23 protein-coding genes are annotated in these 22991 nt (G+C 45.9%); 14 read left to right on the forward strand and 9 right to left on the reverse strand.

Features of this window, described 5'->3' with window-relative positions:
* Nucleotides 1-70: 70 nt before the first annotated feature.
* Together ACFQS8_RS12685 and ACFQS8_RS12690 are read right to left on the reverse strand one after the other, a co-directional pair.
* Nucleotides 71-1555, reverse strand: coding sequence for a methyl-accepting chemotaxis protein (locus tag ACFQS8_RS12685; RefSeq protein WP_382167937.1), 1485 nt, complete (start codon nt 1553-1555; stop codon nt 71-73).
* 183 nt (nt 1556-1738) lie between these two features.
* Entirely contained in the window at nt 1739-2851 is a 1113-nt protein-coding gene (locus tag ACFQS8_RS12690; RefSeq protein ID WP_382167939.1) for a glycosyltransferase, read from the reverse strand.
* A 211-nt stretch (nt 2852-3062) separates the two neighbouring features.
* Between ACFQS8_RS12690 and ACFQS8_RS12695 the strand changes: the two genes are divergently transcribed.
* Complete coding sequence (locus ACFQS8_RS12695) at nt 3063-4463, forward strand: glutathione S-transferase family protein (RefSeq protein ID WP_382167941.1); 1401 nt, start codon at nt 3063-3065, stop codon at nt 4461-4463.
* Between the two features lie 26 nt (nt 4464-4489).
* A complete protein-coding gene (locus tag ACFQS8_RS12700; protein ID WP_382167943.1) occupies nt 4490-5119 on the forward strand; it encodes a rhomboid family intramembrane serine protease in 630 nt (209 codons plus the stop codon).
* Nucleotides 5120-5274: 155 nt separating this feature from the next.
* Here ACFQS8_RS12700 and ACFQS8_RS12705 read toward each other — a convergent pair whose 3' ends face one another.
* Nucleotides 5275-5790: an Hsp20 family protein gene (locus ACFQS8_RS12705; protein ID WP_382167945.1), complete on the reverse strand. Its 516-nt coding sequence runs from the start codon at nt 5788-5790 to the stop codon at nt 5275-5277.
* 217 nt (nt 5791-6007) lie between these two features.
* Here ACFQS8_RS12705 and ACFQS8_RS12710 point away from each other — a divergent pair, with 217 nt between their 5' ends.
* The 4 genes from ACFQS8_RS12710 to ACFQS8_RS12725 all read left to right on the forward strand — a co-directional run bounded on the left by ACFQS8_RS12710 (nt 6008) and on the right by ACFQS8_RS12725 (nt 9402).
* Nucleotides 6008-6919 carry a class I SAM-dependent methyltransferase gene (locus ACFQS8_RS12710; protein ID WP_382167947.1) on the forward strand — a complete coding sequence of 304 codons (912 nt, stop codon included), beginning with the start codon at nt 6008-6010 and terminating at the stop codon, nt 6917-6919.
* A gap of 93 nt (nt 6920-7012) precedes the next feature.
* The gene (locus ACFQS8_RS12715; protein ID WP_382167949.1) at nt 7013-7906 is read left to right on the forward strand and encodes a hypothetical protein; all 894 of its coding nucleotides are present in this window, start codon (nt 7013-7015) and stop codon (nt 7904-7906) included.
* A gap of 130 nt (nt 7907-8036) precedes the next feature.
* A complete protein-coding gene (locus ACFQS8_RS12720; protein WP_382167951.1) occupies nt 8037-8339 on the forward strand; it encodes an SCP2 sterol-binding domain-containing protein in 303 nt (100 codons plus the stop codon).
* A gap of 133 nt (nt 8340-8472) precedes the next feature.
* Complete coding sequence (locus tag ACFQS8_RS12725) at nt 8473-9402, forward strand: alpha/beta hydrolase (protein WP_382167953.1); 930 nt, start codon at nt 8473-8475, stop codon at nt 9400-9402.
* A gap of 3 nt (nt 9403-9405) precedes the next feature.
* Here the strand turns inward: ACFQS8_RS12725 and hisN are convergent, their stop codons facing one another.
* The 3 genes from hisN to ACFQS8_RS12740 all read right to left on the reverse strand — a co-directional run bounded on the left by hisN (nt 9406) and on the right by ACFQS8_RS12740 (nt 12103).
* Entirely contained in the window at nt 9406-10239 is an 834-nt protein-coding gene (hisN, locus tag ACFQS8_RS12730) for a histidinol-phosphatase (protein ID WP_382167955.1), read from the reverse strand.
* Between the two features lie 167 nt (nt 10240-10406).
* Complete coding sequence (locus ACFQS8_RS12735; RefSeq protein WP_382167957.1) at nt 10407-10805, reverse strand: helix-turn-helix domain-containing protein; 399 nt, start codon at nt 10803-10805, stop codon at nt 10407-10409.
* A gap of 377 nt (nt 10806-11182) precedes the next feature.
* Nucleotides 11183-12103, reverse strand: a complete 921-nt coding sequence (locus ACFQS8_RS12740) for an N-formylglutamate amidohydrolase (protein WP_382167959.1) — start codon at nt 12101-12103, stop codon at nt 11183-11185.
* Nucleotides 12104-12237: 134 nt separating this feature from the next.
* Between ACFQS8_RS12740 and cpdR the strand changes: the two genes are divergently transcribed.
* Nucleotides 12238-12600, forward strand: coding sequence for a cell cycle two-component system response regulator CpdR (gene cpdR, locus ACFQS8_RS12745; RefSeq protein ID WP_382168629.1), 363 nt, complete (start codon nt 12238-12240; stop codon nt 12598-12600).
* A 60-nt stretch (nt 12601-12660) separates the two neighbouring features.
* Complete coding sequence (locus tag ACFQS8_RS12750; RefSeq protein ID WP_382167961.1) at nt 12661-13845, forward strand: BaiN/RdsA family NAD(P)/FAD-dependent oxidoreductase; 1185 nt, start codon at nt 12661-12663, stop codon at nt 13843-13845.
* A 24-nt stretch (nt 13846-13869) separates the two neighbouring features.
* On the opposite strand, the gene ACFQS8_RS12755 is transcribed toward ACFQS8_RS12750, so the two are convergent.
* Both ACFQS8_RS12755 and ACFQS8_RS12760 read right to left on the reverse strand, forming a co-directional pair.
* On the reverse strand, nt 13870-14196 hold the full coding sequence (locus ACFQS8_RS12755) for a cell division protein ZapA (RefSeq protein WP_382167963.1): 327 nt from the start codon (nt 14194-14196) through the stop codon (nt 13870-13872).
* A gap of 51 nt (nt 14197-14247) precedes the next feature.
* Nucleotides 14248-14544 (reverse strand): DUF4164 family protein, encoded by a 297-nt coding sequence (locus ACFQS8_RS12760; RefSeq protein ID WP_382167965.1) that lies wholly within the window; start codon nt 14542-14544, stop codon nt 14248-14250.
* A gap of 173 nt (nt 14545-14717) precedes the next feature.
* On the opposite strand from ACFQS8_RS12760, the gene tkt reads away from it, so the two are divergent.
* From tkt to fba, 5 genes are all read left to right on the forward strand, one after another.
* Nucleotides 14718-16700, forward strand: a complete 1983-nt coding sequence (tkt, locus tag ACFQS8_RS12765) for a transketolase (protein WP_382167967.1) — start codon at nt 14718-14720, stop codon at nt 16698-16700.
* Nucleotides 16701-16781: 81 nt separating this feature from the next.
* Nucleotides 16782-17789, forward strand: a complete 1008-nt coding sequence (gene gap, locus ACFQS8_RS12770; protein ID WP_382167969.1) for a type I glyceraldehyde-3-phosphate dehydrogenase — start codon at nt 16782-16784, stop codon at nt 17787-17789.
* A gap of 30 nt (nt 17790-17819) precedes the next feature.
* Nucleotides 17820-18446, forward strand: a complete 627-nt coding sequence (locus ACFQS8_RS12775; RefSeq protein ID WP_382167971.1) for a MarC family protein — start codon at nt 17820-17822, stop codon at nt 18444-18446.
* A 9-nt stretch (nt 18447-18455) separates the two neighbouring features.
* On the forward strand, nt 18456-19661 hold the full coding sequence (locus tag ACFQS8_RS12780) for a phosphoglycerate kinase (RefSeq protein ID WP_382167973.1): 1206 nt from the start codon (nt 18456-18458) through the stop codon (nt 19659-19661).
* Between the two features lie 139 nt (nt 19662-19800).
* Nucleotides 19801-20865: a class II fructose-bisphosphate aldolase gene (fba, locus tag ACFQS8_RS12785; RefSeq protein WP_382168631.1), complete on the forward strand. Its 1065-nt coding sequence runs from the start codon at nt 19801-19803 to the stop codon at nt 20863-20865.
* Between the two features lie 95 nt (nt 20866-20960).
* Here the strand turns inward: fba and ACFQS8_RS12790 are convergent, their stop codons facing one another.
* A complete protein-coding gene (locus tag ACFQS8_RS12790) occupies nt 20961-22184 on the reverse strand; it encodes a hypothetical protein (RefSeq protein ID WP_382167975.1) in 1224 nt (407 codons plus the stop codon).
* 114 nt (nt 22185-22298) lie between these two features.
* Here ACFQS8_RS12790 and thiE point away from each other — a divergent pair, with 114 nt between their 5' ends.
* Nucleotides 22299-22952 carry a thiamine phosphate synthase gene (gene thiE, locus ACFQS8_RS12795; RefSeq protein WP_382168633.1) on the forward strand — a complete coding sequence of 218 codons (654 nt, stop codon included), beginning with the start codon at nt 22299-22301 and terminating at the stop codon, nt 22950-22952.
* The last annotated feature ends 39 nt before the right edge of the window (nt 22953-22991 follow it).

Here is a 22991-nt window from a genome sequence, read left to right on the forward strand (position 1 = left end):
ATAAAAAAACGGGTTCCTCGCTGCTATGAGGAACCCGTTTATATTTGTGTTTATCTTACTCTTTAAATGGCTAAGCAGCAAATTGAGCGGAAGTCTGTCTGACAGTGTTGGTTGCTTCTTCAATCTCACGACTGGTTGAAGCTATGTCTTTAATCGAGCCATTGATTGACTCAATGCTCTCTGCCACACCGTGCATGGAATGCGTAATTTCTGATGTGACACTTGATTGCTCTTCTACAGCCGTAGAAACAGCGGTGGAGACATCGTTTATTTCTTCAATGAGACGACTAATCGTCGATATTGCATCGGCTGCTTGACCAGATACATTCTGAACATGAGAAATCTGAGCGGAGATTTCTTCTGAGGCTTTTGCTGATTGATCAGCTAGTCCTTTGACTTCAGAGGCAACGACTGCAAACCCTTTTCCAGCCTCCCCAGCACGTGCTGCTTCAATTGTTGCATTTAGTGCCAATAAATTTGTTTGTTCAGCAATGTCACTAATAAGGCGGATAACTTCGGAAATCTTGCGAGCAGATTCAGTTAGGCCTGATACGACGCTATTTGTAGCTTTTGCAGTTGTGACTGCTTCGCGTGTTGCCTCTGTCGCTTTTGAAAGCTGGGATGCAATCGCAACGGCAGATGCCGATAATTCTTCTGCGCCGGCAGCCATGGCTTGAACCGAAGCTGTCGCTTCTTCTGAGGCGCTTGCAACGCTGTTGGATTGATATGCTGACTCAGCAACACTTTGTGCAATTGTATCTAGGTCTGCATCGATTTTGATTTGCAATTGTCCGCGTTTATGGCGTTCATTGACCATATTCGTGATGTCAGTTGCAAACTTAACGACACGTACAACTTTGCCATTTAAGTCGAGGACAGGATTGTAAGTTGCCTGAATCCAGATGGGGTCGCCGTTTTTTCTAATCCGGCAGTATTCAGCCTGCTGAAATTTGCCGTCTCGAAGGCTCTCCCAAAATTGAGTGTATTCTTTACTGACTTTTTCGGCCTCGTTTACAAACATAGAGTGGTGTTTGTCTTTAATCTCAGCAAGTTGATAGCCTAAAGCGTTTAAAAAGTTTTCGTTTGCTTCAACAATAGTGCCATCAGGTTTGAATTCGATAACCGCTTGGGATCTGTTGATTGCCTCAATTTGGGCGCGCATTTTAGCGTCAACAAGTTTGCGCTCTGTGATGTCGGTTGCAAATTTTACAACTTTGTACACTTGGCCTTTTTTGTTGAGAATAGGGTTGTAAGTGGCTTGAATCCAAATTTCTTTGCCGTTGACGCCAATACGTTTAAATTCAGCCGATTTAAATATGCCCTTGCCCAAATCTCTCCAGAATTCAGCATATTCACTTGAGGCTTTGTCGTTAGCCGTAACAAACATGGCGTGGTGTTGGCCTTGTATATCGCTCAATTTGTAGCCAACGGTTTGAAGAAAGTTTTCATTTGCCGCTAGGATGATTCCATCCGTATTGAATTCAATTACAGCTAATGACTGGTTCAGCGCATGAATTTTCGCTTGATTGTCTTTGTTGCTAGACGATGTCAGCATTTGGATACACCCCTCAGTGTCAATCACCTGAGTTCACACATACCCCATTTAACTCAGTGTGTGCCTAGATACTGAATATAAGTGAAATATAGGTTAAGCGTAGATGTGAGTTTTAAGGCGTGCAACTTGGGGATGTTTCTTTTTGATTTGTCTGTTTCTTGGTTTACTTGAGTTAACTGTACGCTAGATTAAATTAAGAAGTTTTTCTTCAAGTGCTTTTGATTGAATGTTTAGGTCAAAATTTGTTTTTGCATGAAGTTGGCCAGCTCTGCCCATTTTTATTGTTTGTTCGGGGGCGGCTAGCAATATTGAGAGTTTTTCTGCAAGAGCGACGTGATCATCCTCATCCACCAAGAAACCAGTTTCACCATCGATGATGCATTCGGGAATACCAGCATGGCGGGTGGCAAGAACAGAGCAAGCTGCAAGTTGGGCTTCAATACATACCATCGGCAAGCCTTCAGCATCTCCAGAGGTCGCCCGTTTTGAGGGGATGCATACGATAGATGTGCGTGCAAATTCCTTGGGCATGTCATCGGCAGGTATCCAGCCCGGCAGCTGTGCATTTATGCCTGCGTCATGAAGCATTTGCACAAGTTGCTCTTTTAGTGGCCCTTCGCCTAATAGTCGGATTGTCCAACCTTCAAGTTGGGGGGTGACGCGCGCTAGCGCTTTGATGAGCGTATCAATGCCTTTTTTCTCAATCCATCGGCCAGCAAAAAGTAGGATGTTTTCTTTTTCACCAGGATAAAAGCGGTTTGGGTCTGCTGTGTTGCGATGCACCTGCATTTTGGAGGTGGGGCATCCTTTTGCTTCTAACTCGCGTCCAATAAATTCTGAACATGGTAGAATGAGTGCTGCGTTATCCCAAACATTTTGGCGGCGGCGGTTATAGACACGTAGAAAACTATTTTTGGTGTTGGCATGCTTCGTTGCATCGCCGCCATGATAGGTCACCACCAGAGGTATGTTCAGCGCTTTGGCGAGGGGAAGGGCATAAGCACCAGATTTGCCAAAGTGTGCGTGGATAAGTTTTGGCTCTTCTTGCTCAAGGCGCTTCAGCAGTTTTTTTGATACTATGCCAAATTGCTTAAATCCGGTCTCGCCTGCCCAGCCATGGTAATCTCTCAGTTTTATATATTCCACTCCATCTGGAGCAGGGCCACGTATTTCGTGGCCGATATATATGGGGTTAAGGCGAGAGAAGCTTGTATAGGCGCGATGGATAAAGCTCTCAGAGGGCGCGAACATTTTATCAGCGAAAACAAGGAAATTTGATGCGTTTGGCGCTGTCATGTCGGCGGTTCAATCCCAATATTACGGAAGCTTATTTATGAAAAAGCGCTTGTTGAGCGCCATGAATATGCAGTGTTGCAATGTTTTGAACGAGATTTAAAGCTGTTGGACGTGATAATTGCGTCCTTATTGTGATATGGCTAAGTCAAGCGGGTTGCATCAAGGAGCGCGACAGCGTAGCTTCCGGCTCGATTTTCAGGAGTGTAATCATATGAGCGCGTCTTATCGTCTCTTTGGCGCGGAAACGTCCGCCTTTTCAATTAAACTACGTAGCTATATGCGCTATAAAGGTTTGCCGCATGAGTGGCTTGCGCGGACATCTGAAACAGAAAGCACACTGAAAGAAGTGTCGCGTTTTTCAACTTTGCCTGTTCTTGTGACAGCGGGTGGATTTGCTGTACATGACACAACGCCGACGATTGAAGCGCTTGAAGCTGATAGTCCTACACCAGAAACAATCCCAGAAGATGCAATCAGCGCTTTCCTTGCGGCAGTGATGGAAGATTATGCGGATTTATGGCTGTCAAAAGCTGTGATGCAATATCGTTGGGGACGTAAGAAAGATCAAAAAGAAGCTGCAGCACGTGCGCTTGATGAGTATTTCGTTGGCGAAGAAAAGCCTGAAAACCGTAAAGAATTGATCCAAGATTCCATTGAGCGGATGGCGACTCTATTCCCAAGCATGGGTTTGAATGCAGAAATGGGAAGTGTCGTTGAAAAAAGCTTCAAGCGTTTTGTGAAGTTATTAAACGCGCACCTTGAAAAACACCTTTATATATTTGGTGGTCGTCCATCCATTGCTGATTTTGGTCTTGCTGCGCAATTAACGCAATTGATGAAAGATCCAACACCAGCAAAAATCATTGAAAAAGACGGACCATTTGTCAAAGCTTGGTGTGAGTTTATGGACGATCCCAAGCCAAACGGTCCTTTCGAACCCTTAGAAGATTTAATGGCCACGTTGGGCCCTATATTTAAAAAAGAAATCGGGGTTACTTTCTTGCCGTGGGCTGCTGCTAACCTTGAAGCATCGTTATCGCGTCAAGATGAGGTGACTGTGACTTTGGGTAAAGAGGAAGTAACACACGCGCCACTTCGTTCAGCTGCACGTTCGTTTAAGGATGTTCGCCGTAAATTCTCTGGCCGCGATGATGAAGAAGCTTTGGTTACACTCGTGGATGAGTTGGGCATAGGAGCATTCTTACGTCGTCCTGAGCGTCCTAAACGTGATCGTGATGATGAAAATGGCGGGCGCGGTCGTCGCCGTGGACGTCGTCGCCCCAACAGACACAATAAAACTGGTGCTGATGATGCAGAAGCCGTTGCAGCTGTCGCGGTCGTTGCGGAGGGGGTAGATACTCCAACTGAAACTCCTGCTGCACCGGAAGTGGCTGATGATGTCAAAGCCGAAACGCCTTCAGCGCCAGAAGCAGACGTAAAAGTTGAGGAGGTTGCTGCGCCAGAGGCTGAAGCGCCAACTCCAGACGTCAACAAAAGTGAAAAGGCTGTAGAGGCATCAACGCCTACAACTGAAGAGGCACCTGCAAACACTGAAGAAGCAACACCTGTTGAAGCAAATTCAGAGACGCAAGATGAGGCGCCCAAGGCGTAATTAGGCTGATAATTTAGGGGAATGCGATGATCGAAGTTTTGCTTCATGCGCCGATCACATTGGCTATTCTTGCAGCGAATGTGGCATTTTCGATGATCGCACTCTCCAATGCAAAATTGTTCAATGATTATAAGCTTCAAGTTGGCCCTATTCTGCAAAAGGGCGAATGGTATCGAATACTAACGTCCGGATTTTTGCATGTGTCTCCCGGGCATTTGTTGCTCAACATGCTGACGTTATTTTTCTTTGGCCCTTATCTGGAAATAAGATTACTTGGCCCTGTCGGGTATCTGCTTGTGTATTTCGTTTCGCTTATTGCGGGTGGCGTTTGGGCTGTAATTGAAAATCATAAAACGGCGGATTATTCGGCGGTCGGTGCGTCAGGGGCCGTTTCTGGGGCGTTGATTTCATATTGCTTGTTTGAGCCATTCTCGATGATCTATTTGTTTATGATCCTGCCTATGCCCGCTGTCGTTTTTGGAATTGCTTTTATAGCTTATTCTGCATTCGCCTCCGGCAATGAAGCATCGAAAATTGGGCATGAAGCTCACCTTGGCGGTGCAATTGGCGGGATGCTTGTGACAATGCTGCTTTTCCCAGGGATATTAAATCGCTTGATTGAAGATATTCCTCAAAAAATATCGAGCATGTTCTAACCTATTTTGAACAACAAAAAGCGACGCCACATAATATCCTCGGGAGGGGGAGGAGTGTGGCATCGCTTACCTGAATCGGGGGAGGAGTTCAGGGATTAATATAAGCGGATGAAATCTCTATCCGCTTATAAATCTTGTTCTAAAATTGACGTCTGTTACGCAGCGCCAATTTTTTTTGTTTCAGACGAGCTGTCTTCTATGGACGCAGTCTCAGATGGGGTGTTCTGAGTGGACTGGCTTGAGCCAATCGCAATTTTGCGTGGTTTCATAGCTTCAGGTAGCTCGCGCACGAGGTCAATTCTCAGCATTCCATGCTTTAAATCTGCCTTAGTCACGATAACGTGATCGGCGACTTGGAAACGTCGCACGAAACCACGTTCTGCTATTCCACGGTGTAGGAAATTGCGTTCGTTCTCATCGGAAGATGTGTCAGGTCCAGCCTTTTTACCGACAACAGTCAGTTGGCCTTCTTTGATTTCTATCTCTAAATCATCTTCAGAGAAACCAGCGACAGCAATCTCGATTGCGAACTCGTTTTCGTCTAATTGTTCAATGTTATAAGGGGGATAGCCCTGTGCACCGTCTAGGCGTTGTGCCGTATTGATTAGGTTTGCCATACGGTCAAAGCCAACCATTGTGCGGTATAGGGGCGTTAAATCAATCGTACTCATATCTGTCCTCTTTCAAGCAACAAGCGCATTCCGGGTGTCGATTGTATCCGGATATGCAATTTTAAATTTCAAGTTCAGCGCGACTAATGTCCATCGCTTCCCTCGAGAGACCCGTCATCGGCGTCTCTGGATTAAAGTTAGGAAGCATGAATGGGGTGTTCAAGGGAAACAAATTGGTTAATGTCAAAAAAATGATTTCAGGTGGAGAAAAACTGACATGACTTTGAAAAATATAGTTCTAAGTGGAGCTGCTGTTTTTGCACTAATGGCGTGTGAGCCTGAGGCAAATGCACCCGTAAAAGAAGAGGCGGTTGCGCCAGTAGAGACTGTTGAAACGCCGACGGAAGTTGTTGTTGAAAAAAGCCCGATGGAAGTCGCGTTAGCAGGTGATTGGCGTATCTCTCCAGAAAGAGACGTTTGGCGTCACCCAGCTGAAACTTTAGAGTTTTTTGGTGTGGAGCCAAGCGATACAGTTGTTGAAATTTGGCCAGGTGGTGGTTGGTATACAGCTGTTCTTGGCCCTTATTTGAAAGCTGGCGGTGGTAAGTTGATTGCTGCTTCTTTTGATCCAGCATCTTCTGATTACGCGAAAGCAGGAATTGAGAAATACACAGCTGCATTCCTTTCAAAACCGGAAGTTTATGGGGACATTGAGCTTACTGTCGCATCAAAAGATTCTGATGGAATTGCTCCAGAAGGTAGTGCGGATGTCGTTCTTACATTCCGTAACGTGCATAATTGGATGAGCAATTCATACGCTGATAAAATGTTCAAAGATGCTTATAAAGCATTGAAACCAGGCGGTGTTTTGGGTGTTGTTGAGCACCGTTTGCCGTCTGCTGGAGAACAAGACCCAACAGGTAGCAGCGGATATGTGAAAGAAGCATTGGTTCGTCAGTTTGCTGAAGAAGCTGGATTTGAGTTTGCGGGAAGTTCAGAAATAAACGCGAATCCTGCAGATACAGCAGATCACCCTTTTGGTGTTTGGACCTTGCCGCCAGTAAGCCGAAGTGCGCCGCGCGGAGAAGAAGCGTCACCAGACTTTGATTCAGCAAAATACGCTGCGATTGGAGAATCTGACCGCATGACACTTAAATTTATCAAACCAGAGACAACTGCCCAAGAATAGGGTTTAATACACTCCCATGTGGAACAGCCGCCTAAAAGTTTAGGCGGTTGTTCGTGGATGGCTTATAATTAGCTGTAGTGGGAGGGTAGTTTTATGTCGCAAGCGATTAAACTTTTTTTGGCTGGACTTTGTCTGGTCATGGTTGGGTGTTCGCAAAATGATGGGGTGGGATCTCCGCCTCCACCGTCGCCGGCTCCACCACCTCCAGCAGCGCCTGCTCCAGCGCCTCTTCCATTGCCGCCTCCTGTGATGGATTTTCCAGACAGAGCCGAAGGTGAGCCAGCCTTTGATGATGCTGTTTCTCTGGAAATTGTGACTGATTTTCTAAGCTCGGATCGGGATTTTAAGCCCAATAAAGGAGAATTGCCGATTGGCCTTGTGCTGTTCGACAGAGGAGAAGAATTAAAAAATGCTGTCATTTGTGATGCTTACACAAAAGAATTGCGGACTTATTCAGACGCAGTGATCGATTCTCCGGATCAAGACTTCTTTGTCACATACTGGTTGTTGAAAGACCAACCAGCCGATTTTTCCAGCTGTGATGCGTTGCGTCAGTCTTATGATTATGACCGTGCGGCAGCGATTAAAGCAGAATATGGGCTGAGTGATACGGCAGGTCCAGTGTTTCTGGCCGTCGATTCTGATGGCAATAGTGTGTTTTTAGACCTGTCTGCTGCCAGTCTGGAAGCCACGCGGTCTGCTGTTGATCAGTGGCTGGTGTTGGCGCTGGAGGCGTCTGCTGAGGCAGAGGTTCAGGAGGCGATGGTGGATGATGAGCCTATGGAATCCGTGAATGCAGATGGAGACGCGACCACGCCGATGGTATCATCTCGATTTTCTTTAGCGTCATTTTCAACGGGTATGAAAGCCAAGTTTTTAACAGATGGGAATTCTACTGTCAGTGAAACGAAAAAAGGAAACACTACTTTATTTGCGTATTCGGATTCTGGAACAGGTTACCGAATAGGCTCTACACTGAGATTCTAGTGAAAAAGGGGTTTCCCTTTCCTATGGTAAATCGGTTAAGTATCCAGTTGAGATACTGTCACTGCAATGTTTAAGTGATGGTTCCACATAACCTATTATAAACCTCGGTTCGAGGAAGGATTGTACGATTATGGATTTGAATGAAATTACGGCCAAGATTTCTGAAGTTGTTTCCTCAGGTACCGATTTTGATGACAAAGTGAAATTTGACTTTGGTGATGAAGGCAAGCTTTTCATTGATGGTGCAAGCAACTCTGTATCAAATGATGATGGAGACGCAGACGCAACGATTTCTGTTGATTTTGAAGATTTCAAAAAATTGGCACAAGGTCAGATGGATCCAATGATGGCATTCATGCAAGGCAAGCTAAAAGTTGCTGGTGACATGGGCGTGGCTATGAAACTTCAAGGTCTCTTTTCAAGCATGACCTAAGCATTCGTTTGTGAAGTGAATTTAAGGATACCCTCGATGCGTGCTGTATCGGGGGTATTTTTATGCTGTAGTAAAACTTTTAGGAATGCGTGCCATAGTATGCGTGTTCAGTTTGAAGTGGAGGCGAAGGTTCTTGAGTGATTTTGTCGTAATTGCGAATAACCCAGCTCCAGAGTTTGCTGAGATTTTCCACTTTCAAGATGCAGAACGCAATGTGATGCGGGGAATGTATGCGCGTGCAAGTTCCCGCTTTAAGCAATCAAGGGGCACAGTGATTGTGTGTCCAGGGCGTTCAGAATTTATCGAAAAATATTTTGAAGTCGCGCGTGACCTGCAGGCGAGAGGCTTTTGCGTGGTTGTGTTTGATTGGCCGGGGCAGGGCTTATCCTATCGGCCAACGTCTGATCGTCTTACGGGATATATAGATCACTTTGATACATATGTTCATGCGTTGCGCCTTGGGTTAAACGCGATAGAAGACAAGATTGTTGGGCCTTTATGTGTGTTGGCGCATTCTATGGGCGGTGCAATTGCGCTCGAAGCCCTACGTCAACAAGTTATTGAGGTTGAGGCCGCTGCCTTTAGTGCGCCTTTATGGGGATTGAAGATATCAAAGCTGACCTATCCTGTGATTGGGGCCATGAATATTCTAGGGCGAGGTGAGTCTCGCGTTTCTAAGCATAATTTAGAAGAAAAGTTTGAGGGCAATATCGTCACCCACGATAAAGACCGCTGGCTCATACAGCAGCAATTGATTGCTGAAAATTCTGATTTGGCACTTGGGTCTGTAAGTTGGGGCTGGGTTCAGGAAGTTATAAAAATATGCAAAGGCTTTAAGCGCATTGGTGTGCTAGATCATCTAACTATGCCCATGCTGGTCGCATCTGCTGAAAAAGAAGCATTGGTGGATAATAAAAGTCATCGCTTGTTGGCGGAGCGGATGAAAAGTGCGCAGCATATTGAAATAGCGGGCGCTAATCATGAATTGCTTATGGAGACTGATGCAAAGCGTGATCAGTTTTTAAATGCGTTTGATAAAATGCTTGACCGCGCGGGAATTTAGAATTTACCCGCAGTCAAATGCACGGGCAGAGCGCCTTAGAGAAATAAGTGCTTCATCCAAAATTTCTTGGTTTGCAGCTGCTACAATCTGACCGCCCAGAGTGGCAGGACGACCGCACCAGTCAGTGACCACACCACCAGCATTCTCTATGACGGGTATAAGCGCGGCGACATCATACGGCTGTAAGCCTGCTTCAGCGACCATATCCATAGTACCGGCTGCCACTCTTGCATACGCATACGCATCCAATCCATAGCGCGTTAATTTAGCGGTTGCGCGTAAGTGCTCAAAAGCGCCGCGTTCGGGGTGTGTGAATATAAAATAATCAGTTGTGGCAAGAATAGCGTCGGTCAATTTCTTGCAAGGTCTTGTCTTCAAATTGCGCTTTTCACCTTCAGAATCAATCATATAAGATCCGGACGGTGTGCCGACATATCGCTCTTTTAGATAAGACTGGTCAATCACGCCGACGATAGATTTGTTATCACGCACAAGGCCGATCAATGTAGTCCACACTGGAAGACCTGAGATGAAAGCACGTGTGCCATCAATGGGATCAAGATACCAAGTCCAGCCGGAAGTTCCTGATTTTTCGCCATATTCTTCGCCCATAATCGCATCGTCTGGGCGTTCAGCATCAATGATTTCACGAATAGCGCGTTCAGCTGCTTTGTCGGCTATTGTGACGGGGTCAAATCCAGTTTGAGCCTTATTATCTGCTAAGGAGCCTTCGCCACGAAAATAGGGCAAAATAGCTTTGCCTGCGGCATCAGCAAGACGCTCTGCAAAGGCTGTGAGTTCTTGAATTTCGGCGGGTGTGTATGTGGTATCGCTCATATCGGCGAAGATGCCGAGAGCTGCGCTTTTTGGCAAGTAGTTATTGAACTTTGTTTTAATAACACGAAGACGGCTCGCCAATCTTCTATCTGAATACACTCAAATTGTGGGAATAGTTATAGCCATTCCCACAACAGATAAGGTCGAGTGTATTGATTTTTATAAGGTTATGCAGCGCCCTGATCGTTGCTGTCTTCTTCTAGCGCTTTTGCTAGGTCGAGAAGACGGCGGCGCGGGCGTTCACTTAGGCGGTAATAAGCACGCACAAGCTCGAGTGTTTCCTTTTGAGAAAGCACGTCACCTGAAATTGTGTCATGACCATCATTTGCAGCTGCTTGTTTTCCATCTGGTGCAAGACCATCAAAGAAATAACTCACATTCACCGTTAAAGCATTTGCAAGGTCGAAAAGGCGGCTTGCTGTAATGCGGTTTGCACCACATTCGTATTTTTGAATTTGTTGGAAACGTACCCCAATCTCGGAGGCGAGGTCTTGCTGAGTCATTCCCAGAAGACGGCGTCTACGACGAAGGCGCTTTCCTACATAAATATCTACATCTGTTGCCATTTTATACACTCCGACCATGCGGGTACGATTTGGCGTCGTACCAATTAAAGACCTGTCGGGAGGTACTGAGCAAGCTGCGGGCCAGTTGGGGATAATTGTCTAAATAAAATGCAATGTTGAAAAAAATTAACTAAGTATCGGGGATTTGCTCAGAACAAATTGCTTAAGGGATAGGCAGTCTTAAATGCTTTGCTGATCAATTGGGCAGATTGAAGAAATGTTGGGGTTCAAGAGCTGTTGAAATTGCAAAAGGCATATCCAAAGTCTTTAATGATCTTGTCGGCGTTCGCGCCGCGACGTTCTGATTGTCGGAACGTTTCCTCCCTATTTAGACTTTGGCCACATCTTTGGATGTGGCCTTTTTTTTATAGGTGATTTCACGCAATAGCGGGCTTTTGCGGGGCATTATAGGTTGCCCATTCACTAATGTTTTCAAAAATTTCGTTGATGTCTTTTTTCAAGTGCGCAGCATTGGACGACAAAATAACATTATGTTCGTCCAAATAAAGTTTCCTATTGATCTCTATTTGAATGGCGTGGCGCTGCTTTTCTGGTCGGCCTTGAGATTGGGTAATATAGCCACCTGCATAGGGGCGGTTTCGGACCACAGAATAACCGCGTGTGGAAAATGCTCTTTCTATAAGGTCAGTAAAATCTGAATTGCACGCGGCCCCGAATCTGTCCCCTAACACGATATCCGGGAAAGTTGCACCAAGTTCACTTTGTGACGGCATGGAGTGGCAATCGACCAGAAATGAGACACCAAAGGCTTTGCGAGTAGCATCGATGAGGGAGTTGAGAGCTTTGTGATAGGGCGTATAAACTGTTTTAAGACGCTTTTTTACCTCTGCGGGCGTGAGTTTGCGTCCGTAAATTGAGGTACCTGAAAATGCGATACGTGGAATGCACCCTAAGCCAGCTTGTACACGTGGGGTGCGATTGGGGCGTGGTGATTTGATGGGTGGGTCGATTATATGCGCGTCTAGTTCGTTAGCGGCGCGGTTTAAGTCAAGACAGGCACGTCCGACAAGTGCTCTTAATAAAGGGGAGCCCCATTGAGGTGTATCTGAGAATAGATAATCAACATAAGCATCTTCAACGCGGCGTAAATCCATGGGGTCCGCGATACATGCACTGAAAAATATGCGCGGATAGGCGCGTCCTGAATGTGGTGATGCAAACACAATAGGGGAGGTTTGGTTTTGCGGATGGGAGATGGCAAAACTATCCTCACCATCATCAAGGATTTGGCGGGTATTCAATTCTTTAATCGTATTGGGAATATTTCCATGCATCATGTTGATATAATCCCTGACGTGGCGAGAAGGCAATCAATGATATTAAGGAAGTTGCTATTGAATGTTCATTGGAACTTTACTCCGTTATGAGAAGCTTGCTAAAGTAGATTTTAAGCGGTGTGGTGAGACAGGACATTATGGCAAAAATTATTCTTGCAGAAGACGATAACAGCCTGCGTGGTTTTCTCGTAAATGCACTTAAAAAAGCGGGACACATCGTCAAGGATTACGATGATGGTGAAACAGCGCTAGAAGCGTTGCAGGAAGAAGTGTTTGACCTTCTCCTTACGGATATCGTTATGCCTGGTCTTGATGGGATTGAACTTGCGCGTAAAGCTGCCGAGTTAGACCCCGCAATGAAGATTGTTTTCATTACAGGTTTTGCAGCTGTTGCTCTTTCAAATGGAAGTTCGACGCCAGCAGGCGCAAAAGTCCTCTCCAAGCCATTTCACTTGCGTGAATTGGTGGATGAGGTTGAGCGGGTGATGGCAGCTTAAAGCGCACTAGCGGATAAGTATGGGCTTGGCGAAAGCCTGAATTCATGCTCTTAGGCTGATATGTCTTCACAAAATTACGATATTATTGTTCTTGGCGCAGGTGCGGCGGGGCTGTTTAGTGCTATTCAAGCAGGAAAACGTGGACGTTCAGTTTGCGTGATTGATCATGCGAAAAAGCCAGCGGAAAAAGTGCGTATTTCTGGCGGTGGGAGATGTAATTTCACGAATGTGAATACGCATCCCTCGCGGTTTATTTCGCAGAACCCGCACTTTTGTAAATCAGCTCTGAAACAATATACTCAGCATGATTTTATCGCGCGCGTTGAAGAGCAGGGTATTGCCTATCACGAAAAAGCTTTGGGTCAGTTGTTTTGTGATGAAAGCGCAAATGACATCATTCAAATGTTGTTGGATGATTGTATGTTTAACAATGTAGATATCATGTTAAGCACTGATATTCATAGAGTTTCTAAGCGTGATACTGAATTTTTAGTGCAGACCAGCGCAGGCAATATGCATTGTGATTCATTGATTGTCGCGACAGGTGGTTTGTCCATTCCTAAAATGGGAGCCACGCCTTTTGCCTATGAATTAGCAAAACAATTTGGCCTAAATATAATTGATCCAAGACCGGGTTTGGTGCCGTTTATGTTTGGCGGTGAACTGCTTGCGGGCATGTCTGAACTGTCAGGTGTGTCTGTAAATGGGCGCGTGGATACAGGACAAATGGCTTTTGAGGAGGCGCTTCTGTTTACCCACAGGGGGCTGTCTGGTCCTGCTGTGCTACAAGCTTCCTCCTACTGGTTCCCCGGTCATGAGATAGAGGTGGACCTCGCCTGCAAGGTAGATGCTTTGGCTGCGCTCAAAAAAGGACGCGAAGAGGCTCCTAAGAAAAAACTTGCGAGTATTCTTGAGACATTTTTGCCATCTCGATTGGCACAAACAATATCAGAGGAAACATTTCCTGATATTCGCATTGCTGACCTTTCCAATGCAAAGTTAGACGTGGTTGCAAAACGTATTAAGCATTGGCGATTGAAACCTGTAGGCACTGAAGGTTATCGAACTGCTGAGGTGACTATTGGGGGGATTGATACAAATGACTTATCCTCCAAAACTATGGAAGCTAAAGACGTGCCCGGATTGTTTTTCATCGGTGAGGCTGTTGATGTCACCGGTTGGCTTGGCGGGTATAATTTCCAATGGGCTTGGTCGTCGGGATATGTAGCCGGACGAAACGCCTAGTCCTAAAGCGAGACTATTTTAGCTTTAATGCGAGCGCTCTAAATGGGCAGAAAGCGATTCAATGCGGCCTGCTGCGTCATTGAGTGCTTTTGCCGCACGTGTCTCAATCGCGGATATACGATCATCGAGTGATTTCATACCGGCATTTTGTTCAACGTCATCTAATTCATCAAGCAGGGAGAGGGCAGAAGCAAGAAAGAGACGTTCAACACCGATATCTCCCATGGCTTGGGCCATGCTGCTTACACGGGCATCAAGACGGCGTCCCAATTCGTGGAGGCGTTCTTCTTGACCTTCTTCGCAAGATACAATGTAGCGTTTTTTGTTGATAATTATTTCAGCTTTACTCATTTGCGATCACCCCTTTAGGCTTGGGTTTGTATCGGTCTGCATTCCCCAATGTTAGACCTTTCCCAAAGCCTCCCTTACTTCCTGTATTGCGGCCCCCAAAGCCGTTGAAGCTTCATCGGCTAGCATTTGCAATTCGCGTTCGCGTGCGCGGGCATTATCAAGGTCTAAAGCCAGACGTGCGCGGTCGCGTCGAAGGGCTTCAGCTTCCCTTTCGGCTGGCTTTGATGCTTCAAGCCTTTCTGCAACGCGTTCGATATTTGTCGTCAGTGATTTTACGGCTCGGTTTAGGCGTAACTCAGCTTGTTCTAAAATATCTAGGCTTGGAGTATGGACGTTTTGTTCATTCATATTAACTATTTTGCGTCACTAAGCACTTGGACGCAATGAAATTTTTTATTCTTTATAAATTGTGAGGTTTACGCGTCGGCACCTCGAAAAATGATAGCGCAATCACTGGTGGGGGCTTGACCTTCTCGCTAATGCGTTTAACTCACATTTGAAACACTTTAAGGGAATGGAAAATGACATCTTCTGCAGTCGCTAACCGTGATATGGCGAATGCCATTCGCGCACTTTCAACCGATGCTATTGAAAAAGCGGGTATTGGACATTTGGGTCTCCCATTGGGAATGGCTGATGCAGCGACTGTCTTGTTTACTCAGTTTCTAAAATTTGATCCAACAGCCCCCAAATGGGCAGATCGTGACCGCTTTGTATTGTCAGCTGGGCACGGTTCAATGCTGATTTATTCTCTGTTACACTTAACAGGTTATGCATCAGTATCTATGGACGACATTAAGCAGTTTCGTCAGCTAGGTTCAAACACGCCGGGTCACCCAGAAAACTTCGTAACGGAAGGCGTTGAAACGACAACTGGTCCTCTCGGGCAGGGGATAGCAACAGCCGTTGGTATGGCGATCGCCGAACGCAACATGAATGCGCGTTATGGAGATGATTTAGTCGATCACTATACTTATGTGATCGCAGGTGATGGCTGCTTGATGGAAGGCATTTCTCAAGAAGCGCTCACACTGGCAGGTCATTTAGGCTTGGGTAAATTGATTGTTCTGTTTGACGATAACGCAGTGACAATTGATGGTGGGACAGATGTCGCTGACTCAACGAAACAAACGGCGCGTTTTGCGGCGTCTGGCTGGCAAGTAGATGCTGTCGATGGGCATGATCCAGAGGCAGTCGCAGAAGCAATTTCGCGCGCAAAAGCAAACACGGATAAACCGAGCTTAATTGCATGTAAAACAACAATTGGTTTTGGAGCGCCAACATTTGCCGGACAAGGTAAAGCCCATGGCGGACCTTACCCCGCAGATGAAACTGCAGCGCTTCGTGAAAACCTTGGATTACCTAAAGAGCGCTTTACTGTCGTACCAGAGGTATTGGACGCGTGGCGCGCGGCGGGTTCGCGTTCAGTGGATGAACGCAAAGCGTGGGAAGCACGTTTGAATGCATCTGATAAAGCATCCGAATTTACACGCGCTATGGCTGGTAAATTGCCTGAGGGCGTTGAAGCTGCTGCGAACGCACACAAGAAAGACGTTGTTGAAGGCCAAGCCACGAAAGCAACGCGTCAATGGTCTGGAGCGGCGCTTGAAGTGCTCACTGGTGTTATTCCGGAGATGATTGGTGGGTCTGCTGACCTGACAGGATCAAACAACACGAAAACATCGCACACGACCGCACTGAACAATTCTGATTGGGCAGGGCGCTATATGCACTATGGTGTGCGTGAGCACGCAATGGCGGCCGCGATGAACGGTATGGCGCAACATGGCGGTGTTATTCCTTATTCTGGGACATTCTTGGCATTTGCGGACTATTCACGTGGTGCCATTCGTTTGGGTGCATTGATGGGTGCGCGCGTTATTCACGTAATGACGCATGACTCTATCGGTTTGGGTGAGGATGGTCCTACACACCAACCTGTTGAGCATGTGGCATCTTTACGCGCTATGCCGGGTATTAAAGTATATCGTCCTTGTGATGGTGTTGAAACAATGGAAGCGTGGCAAATGGCATTGAGCTATGAAGATAGCCCATCTGTTATTGCGCTTACACGCCAAGGTGTTGTGCCAGCACGTAAGTCACACACAGATGAAAACCTTGTTGCAAAGGGCGGTTATATTCTGTCTGAAGCAAGCGGTGAATTACAGGTCGTGATTGTTGCAACTGGATCTGAAGTTGGACTAGCGCTGGAAGCACAAGAAAAGCTTGCGGCACAAGGTATTGGTGCACGCGTTGTATCCATGCCATGTATGGAATTATTCTTCGAGCAATCTGACGCATACCAAGAAGAGGTACTTGGCGGTAATGTCCCTAAAGTGGGTGCCGAGGCTGGCGTCCGATTTGGGTGGGATGCAGTGATTGGATCAGATGGTGAATTTGTCGGAATGAATGGTTTTGGGGCGTCTGCACCAGCAAAAGACCTATTCAACCACTTTAATATCACTTCCGATGCAATTGTGGATGCTGCGTTAAAACAAATCTAATTGAACGAATAATATTGATAAAACTTCGGTACGGGGCCATGTATTCCGTACCGTCAACAGGGACTGTAAAGGAAATTTAAGATGGCTGTACGTGTAGCAATCAATGGTTTTGGACGCATCGGACGCTTAGTACTGCGTTCTATTATCGAAAATAAGCGCACTGATATTGAAGTTGTGTCAATCAACGACCTTGGTCCTGTTGAGACAAATGCACATCTTTTGAAATACGATTCTGTTCACGGCACTTTGCAAGCAGATGTGTCTGTTGAAGGTGAAAACATCATCGTAAACGGAAAAGCGATCAAAGTTACAGCTATCCGCGACCCAAAAGAATTGCCGCACAAAGAAAACAACATCGATATTGCGATGGAGTGTACAGGTTTCTTTGCAGATAAAGAAAAAGCGTCTGCTCACCTAGAAGCTGGTGCAAAGCGTGTTCTTGTTTCTGCTCCTGCAACGGGCGCTGACAAAACAATCGTTTATGGTGTGAACCACGATACTTTGACAGCTGATGATTTGGTTGTGTCTAACGCATCTTGTACAACAAACTGTCTGTCTCCAGTTGCGAAAGTATTGAACGACAAAATCGGTATTGAGAAAGGGATTATGACAACAATCCACTCATATACTGGTGACCAGCCAACACTCGACCGTATGCACAAAGACCTTTACCGCGCACGTGCAGCTGCATTGTCAATGATCCCAACTTCAACGGGTGCTGCTAAAGCTGTAGGCTTGGTTCTTCCAGAGCTAAACGGTAAATTGGATGGTTTCTCATTGCGTGTTCCAACACCAAATGTTTCTGTTGTTGACCTGAAATTTGTTGCAAAGCGCGATACAACAATTGAAGAAATCAATGCGGCGGTAAAAGAAGCTGCTGAAGGTTCTCTAAAAGGTGTGCTAGGGTATACTGAAGTGAAGCATGTGTCTTCTGACTTCAACCACGACCCGCACTCTTCGATTTTCCACGCTGATCAAACAAAAGTAATGGACGGAAACTTCGTATCTGTTCTTGCTTGGTACGATAATGAGTGGGGCTTCTCAACACGTATGTCAGACACTGCAATCGCTTTAGCGAAATTCATCTAGTAATAGCAGTTTTTGACACGGGTATAGTATATGGATTGGGGATCGCTCTATCGAGATTTGATAACGCTTTTTGTTGTTATTGATCCTATCGGAACGATCCCCATTTTCATTGCTGTGACTGCTGGTATGACCGCAGAGTCGCGCCCTAAGGTTGCGCTTGTGGGTGTTTTAATTGCAGCAGTTGTTTTATATTTCTTTCTGGCTTTAGGGCAGCTTGTATTTGAGGCACTAGGCTTAGCGCTGGGATCGTTTCAGATCGCCGGTGGGATAATCTTATTCCTGTTTGCATTGCAGATGGTGTTTGGTGATTCAAAACCAGAAGAAGAGTTAGCGAAAGCTAAAACGATCAGTCAAAGCGCCGTTTTTCCACTGGCAATGCCATCTATCGCGTCGCCCGGTGCCATTATGACTGTGATCATCCTCACTGAAAATCAAGGTAATTCTATTCTTGAGCAAACAGTAACAGCTGGTTTGCTACTTGGTGTGTTGATCTTCACATTTGTTTTATTGCTGTTGGCTAATCCAATACTCAAAATAATAGGGACGTCTGGAGCAAGTGTTATAAGCCGTGTTATGGGGATGATATTATCCACAGTCGCGGTCGACGCTATTCTTAACGGCTTTGCTGTCCTGAACGTAATTGATCTAAATCATTAGGAGAAAATCATGTCGAATTTTCGTACTCTAGACACTATCGCTGATGAAGTTGGCGGGAAAACAGCGTTGGTTCGCGTGGATTTCAACGTTCCAATGAATGATGCCGGTGAAGTGACAGATGACACGCGTTTTCGTGCAGCGCTTCCAACCGTAAAGTTTTTACGTGAGCATGGCGCGAAAGTTGTCTTGATGGCTCACTTTGGTCGTCCTAAGGGGCAAATCGTACCAGAGATGAGTTTGAAACCAGTTGCGACTGCATTTGGTGAGGTTTTGGGTGCGCCAGTTTCTTTTGCCGAAAATTGTGGTTTTGGTCCAAAGGCAAAAGCTTTTATTGAGAGCCGCCCACAAGATGAAGTAGTATTGCTTGAAAATACGCGTTTTGAAGCTGGCGAAGAAAAAAACGATGTTGATCTGGCAAAAGCAATGGCAGAGCTGGGCGACATTTATGTCAATGACGCGTTCTCCGCAGCCCACCGTGCGCACGCATCGACAGAAGGCGTGACGAAATTCCTTCCGGCCTATGCTGGTCGTTCTATGGAAGCAGAGCTTAAATCTCTTGATGCAGCTTTGGGAACACCGCAGCGACCGGTTGTTGCGGTTGTCGGCGGCGCAAAAGTGTCTTCAAAAATTGATTTGCTGAAAAACCTTGTCTCGAAAGTAGACACATTGGTTATCGGTGGCGGCATGGCGAACACATTTTTGTTTGCTGATGGCGTGTCTGTCGGGAAATCTCTGTGTGAAGCTGATCTGACTGGCACAGTGAAAGATATTCAAGCGGCTGCTGAGAAAGCTGGCTGTAAGATTATGCTGCCAACGGATGTTGTGTGTGCAAAAGAATTTAAAGCACGTGCACCATCACGTATTTGCGATGCAAGTGAAGTTGCTGAAGATGAAATGATTTTGGATGCAGGTCCAATTTCTGCGGCAGCTCTAGTGGATGAAATGTCCAAATCTAAAACTGTTGTGTGGAATGGGCCTCTTGGTGCATTTGAGCTGGAGCCATTCGATGAGGCGACTGTTGCGGCGGCAAAAGGTGCGGGTGACTTGGCTAAATCTGGTAAGATTACAGCCGTTGCGGGCGGTGGTGACACTGTTGCTGCTCTTAATCATGCGGGTGCTGCACAAGACTTTACATTCATCTCAACAGCAGGTGGAGCCTTCCTAGAATGGATGGAAGGAAAAGAATTACCAGGTGTTGAAGCGTTACGGGTGTAACCAGTAGTTACAAAATTGACGCCTTTAGCGTATATAAGACACCAAGTTAGAAATGGCGGCACGGAATCTGCTAGGGTTTCGTGCAACCGAAATAAGCAATAATCGCGATAACGCGAATGCAAATGGGACGAGTATTAAAATGGCACGTATTACGCTTCGCCAGCTGTTAGATCACGCGGCTGAAAATGACTATGGACTACCAGCGTTTAACATCAATAACATGGAGCAGGCGCTTGCTATCATGGAAGCGGCGGACAAGGTGAATGCACCTGTTATTATCCAAGCTTCACGTGGTGCACGTGCATACGCAAACGACATTGTTTTAAAACACATTATTGATGCTATGGTTGAAATGTACCCACACCTTCCTGTGTGTATGCACCAAGACCACGGTAATTCAGAAGCGACATGTGCGACAGCAGTACAATTTGGTTTCACATCTGTGATGATGGATGGGTCGCTTGAGCGCGATGCGAAAACACCTGCATCATATGAACACAATGTTCACGTCACAAAAGCCGTTTCCGATATGGCACACTGGGTTGGTGCATCCGTTGAGGGTGAGCTAGGTGTACTAGGTTCGCTTGAAACAGGTGAAGGCGAAAAAGAAGATGGTCATGGGTTTGAAGGTAAGTTGGAAATGTCTGACCTTCTCACAGATCCAGACCAAGCTGTTGATTTCGTGAAAAAGACCAATGTGGATGCACTTGCGATCGCAATGGGAACGAGCCACGGTGCTTACAAGTTTAGCCGTAAACCAGATGGTGAAGTGCTTGCGATGAACGTGATTGAAGAAATTCACAAGCGTTTACCTAACACACACTTGGTGATGCATGGTTCATCTTCTGTGCCTGAAGATCTACAAGAAATCATCAACAAATATGGCGGTGAAATGCCACAAACTTGGGGTGTGCCAGTAGAAGAAATTCAACGTGGTATCAAGCACGGCGTGCGTAAAGTGAACATTGACACAGACTGTCGTATGGCAATCACTGGTGCGATCCGTAAAGTATTCACTGAAACACCAGCAGAATTCGACCCACGCAAATATTTGAAACCAGCTAAAGAAGCTATGACAAAAATCTGTATTGAGCGTTACCAACAATTTGGTGCTGAAGGTCAAGCAAGCAAGATTAAAGCTATCCCACTATCTGACATGGCAAAACGTTATGCCGCAGGTGAGCTAGATCAGTTTAAAAGCTAAGTTCCGCCTAGTATGATTTAATAAAAAGCCCTGAGCATTTTCTTTGCTCAGGGCTTTTTTGATGCGGTCAAATAGTCTTCTCTGAAAGAGGGTATCTATTTGTCTTCGCAGCCGCCTAACGCACAAATGACTAGACCGGTGGCGATGGCACCGCGCGCCAAATTATTGGTATTTTTCGTTTCTCGACTTATCAAATCGTTTGGCGAAACCCATTTGGCTGTTCCATCTTCCGTGCGGCGCACCTTGATCTGATTACGCTGTTCATTGACCATCACAACGACAACAGGTTCATCTTTCATAACGCCCTGAAGGAAGTAGACATCTCCGGGTGTGTATTTTTCGATCAAGCTCATAGAGCTGCTAGAATATGATGGGCTTGTTGAAGGGAGTGGAGGGGAATATCTCGCCTGAGCCTGAGCCTGAGCCTGAGCCTGAGCCTGAGCTTGTTGAGCGCGCTGGGCTTGAAGTTCTTTTTGTTGCGCGGCGAGTTTGGCTTGTGCCTCGCGTGTTGCTTTTTCTTTTGCTTGAAACTCAATCAATCGTGTTTTCAAGATTTCAGCGGTAATCATTGCCTTATACTGGGACGGCGTATTCCCGTTAAAGCAAAACCAACATACGCTGACAGCTTTGTATATATCACTTGAAGGCTTTGCTAAGTGCGCATTGATTGCGTCAACGGTTATATTTTCCTCACCACTTGCAATTTCATAGTGTGCAGACTTGTAAAATTCTTTGATCGCATTCGCTGAGTTCTGGGAAATATTTATAACTTCCTGAACCTGTCCAGTCTCATCTTTTTCAAACGTAATGTCGGATTTGACACCAAGTCGAAATTTATTCCAATCGGAAAGAGTTGTCGTCCAATCCTCAAATTTTTGTGTGGTCTCTAAGGGAAATGAAATTCCATTGTTTGTGATAATAACAGCCCCAATGAAATGTTCGCCTTTTTGCTTTTTCTCTAAACACCCATCACGGGAATATCCCATTGCATAAACATGCCCTTTGACCTGATTGAACTTCACATAGAGCTGTTCACTTCCATCCATTGGTTCGTAGACATAGCAATCGAGTACTGTTTTTAAGCGTGCGGCTTCTTTCAGATAGTATGGGTTTTTACCCAAGTCTGATTTCTCAGATGCAGTAGCCAAATTGAGATGATCATCCGACAGGCCATCATCACTCATCACGTACAGTATTTTTGTGTTATCGAGTGAGCTTATCTTTTCGCCTTTCAGCAATTGAACATCGGACTCGATGTCTAAATCACATGCTGACGTAAAAAATAGGCTCAGACACAAAATAGAAAAACGCAAACGCATACCAATCCACCATTGGTTTGAAATTGTGCAGATAGCGCCGCAATATTTATGTAAACGTGATTGCGACAGCAAAAGACCTTGACGATAAAACCATTTAGTAACACAGACATTCTCATGAACCAAGAATGCCGCCTATACCTCATCACGCCGCCAATAATTGACGATATTGATGCCTTTGTAGATGCCTGCACGCAGGCTTTAGATGGCGGTGATGTAGCTAGTTTGCAAATTCGCCTCAAATCGCGTGAGGGTATCGCTGCGCCCGATGAACATATAGAGGCGGTTGCCAAACAAATTATCCCAATGGCGCAAGCTAAAGGCGTGGCTGTTCTTATTAATGATCGCCCTGATCTTGCAAAAAAACTCAATGCAGATGGTGTCCATATTGGGCAAGATGACGTGTCATTGAAAGATGCACGTAAGATAGTCGGCGAAGATATGATTGTCGGTGTGACATGTCATGATAGCCGCCACTTAGGTATGGAAGCCGGAGAACAAGGCGCTGATTATGTCGCCTTTGGTGCATTTTATCCGACGCAAACAAAAGACCCAAAAGCAAAAGCTGAACTTGATACGCTTACATGGTGGCAACAATTTATCGAGTTACCCTGTGTGGCAATTGGCGGGATTACTGTTGACAACGCTGCGCCGCTTATTGAGGCGGGAGCTGACTTTTTGGCGGTATCCTCTGGTGTTTGGGATTATAAAGATGGCCCCAAAGCGGCGGTTGCAGAATTTAATCGGATAATTGATAGTTTGCGCCCATAGTTTTCCAATCCATTTGGAAGCTTGGACTTATATTGTTAA

It is taken from the genome of Hirschia litorea (genome assembly GCF_042665075.1).
GTDB classification, from domain to species: Bacteria; Pseudomonadota; Alphaproteobacteria; order Caulobacterales; family Hyphomonadaceae; genus Hirschia; species Hirschia litorea.

Bases quoted from the DNA above. Each gene is read 5' to 3' on its own strand.
- fba (WP_382168631.1), top strand. From the start codon at position 19,801: ATGGCACGTATTACGCTTCGCCAGCTGTTAGATCACGCGGCTGAAAAT.
- tkt (WP_382167967.1), top strand. From the start codon at position 14,718: ATGACATCTTCTGCAGTCGCTAACCGTGATATGGCGAATGCCATTCGC.
- ACFQS8_RS12705 (WP_382167945.1), bottom strand. From the start codon at position 5,790: ATGAGTACGATTGATTTAACGCCCCTATACCGCACAATGGTTGGCTTT.
- hisN (WP_382167955.1), bottom strand. From the start codon at position 10,239: ATGAGCGATACCACATACACACCCGCCGAAATTCAAGAACTCACAGCC.
- ACFQS8_RS12720 (WP_382167951.1), top strand. From the start codon at position 8,037: ATGGATTTGAATGAAATTACGGCCAAGATTTCTGAAGTTGTTTCCTCA.
- ACFQS8_RS12710 (WP_382167947.1), top strand. From the start codon at position 6,008: ATGACTTTGAAAAATATAGTTCTAAGTGGAGCTGCTGTTTTTGCACTA.
- ACFQS8_RS12695 (WP_382167941.1), top strand. From the start codon at position 3,063: ATGAGCGCGTCTTATCGTCTCTTTGGCGCGGAAACGTCCGCCTTTTCA.
- ACFQS8_RS12775 (WP_382167971.1), top strand. From the start codon at position 17,820: ATGGATTGGGGATCGCTCTATCGAGATTTGATAACGCTTTTTGTTGTT.
- ACFQS8_RS12715 (WP_382167949.1), top strand. From the start codon at position 7,013: ATGTCGCAAGCGATTAAACTTTTTTTGGCTGGACTTTGTCTGGTCATG.
- ACFQS8_RS12750 (WP_382167961.1), top strand. From the start codon at position 12,661: ATGTCTTCACAAAATTACGATATTATTGTTCTTGGCGCAGGTGCGGCG.
- ACFQS8_RS12790 (WP_382167975.1), bottom strand. From the start codon at position 22,184: ATGCGTTTGCGTTTTTCTATTTTGTGTCTGAGCCTATTTTTTACGTCA.
- ACFQS8_RS12735 (WP_382167957.1), bottom strand. From the start codon at position 10,805: ATGGCAACAGATGTAGATATTTATGTAGGAAAGCGCCTTCGTCGTAGA.
- ACFQS8_RS12740 (WP_382167959.1), bottom strand. From the start codon at position 12,103: ATGATGCATGGAAATATTCCCAATACGATTAAAGAATTGAATACCCGC.
- ACFQS8_RS12685 (WP_382167937.1), bottom strand. From the start codon at position 1,555: ATGCTGACATCGTCTAGCAACAAAGACAATCAAGCGAAAATTCATGCG.
- ACFQS8_RS12690 (WP_382167939.1), bottom strand. From the start codon at position 2,851: ATGACAGCGCCAAACGCATCAAATTTCCTTGTTTTCGCTGATAAAATG.
- thiE (WP_382168633.1), top strand. From the start codon at position 22,299: ATGAACCAAGAATGCCGCCTATACCTCATCACGCCGCCAATAATTGAC.
- gap (WP_382167969.1), top strand. From the start codon at position 16,782: ATGGCTGTACGTGTAGCAATCAATGGTTTTGGACGCATCGGACGCTTA.
- ACFQS8_RS12700 (WP_382167943.1), top strand. From the start codon at position 4,490: ATGATCGAAGTTTTGCTTCATGCGCCGATCACATTGGCTATTCTTGCA.
- ACFQS8_RS12755 (WP_382167963.1), bottom strand. From the start codon at position 14,196: ATGAGTAAAGCTGAAATAATTATCAACAAAAAACGCTACATTGTATCT.
- ACFQS8_RS12780 (WP_382167973.1), top strand. From the start codon at position 18,456: ATGTCGAATTTTCGTACTCTAGACACTATCGCTGATGAAGTTGGCGGG.
- ACFQS8_RS12760 (WP_382167965.1), bottom strand. From the start codon at position 14,544: ATGAATGAACAAAACGTCCATACTCCAAGCCTAGATATTTTAGAACAA.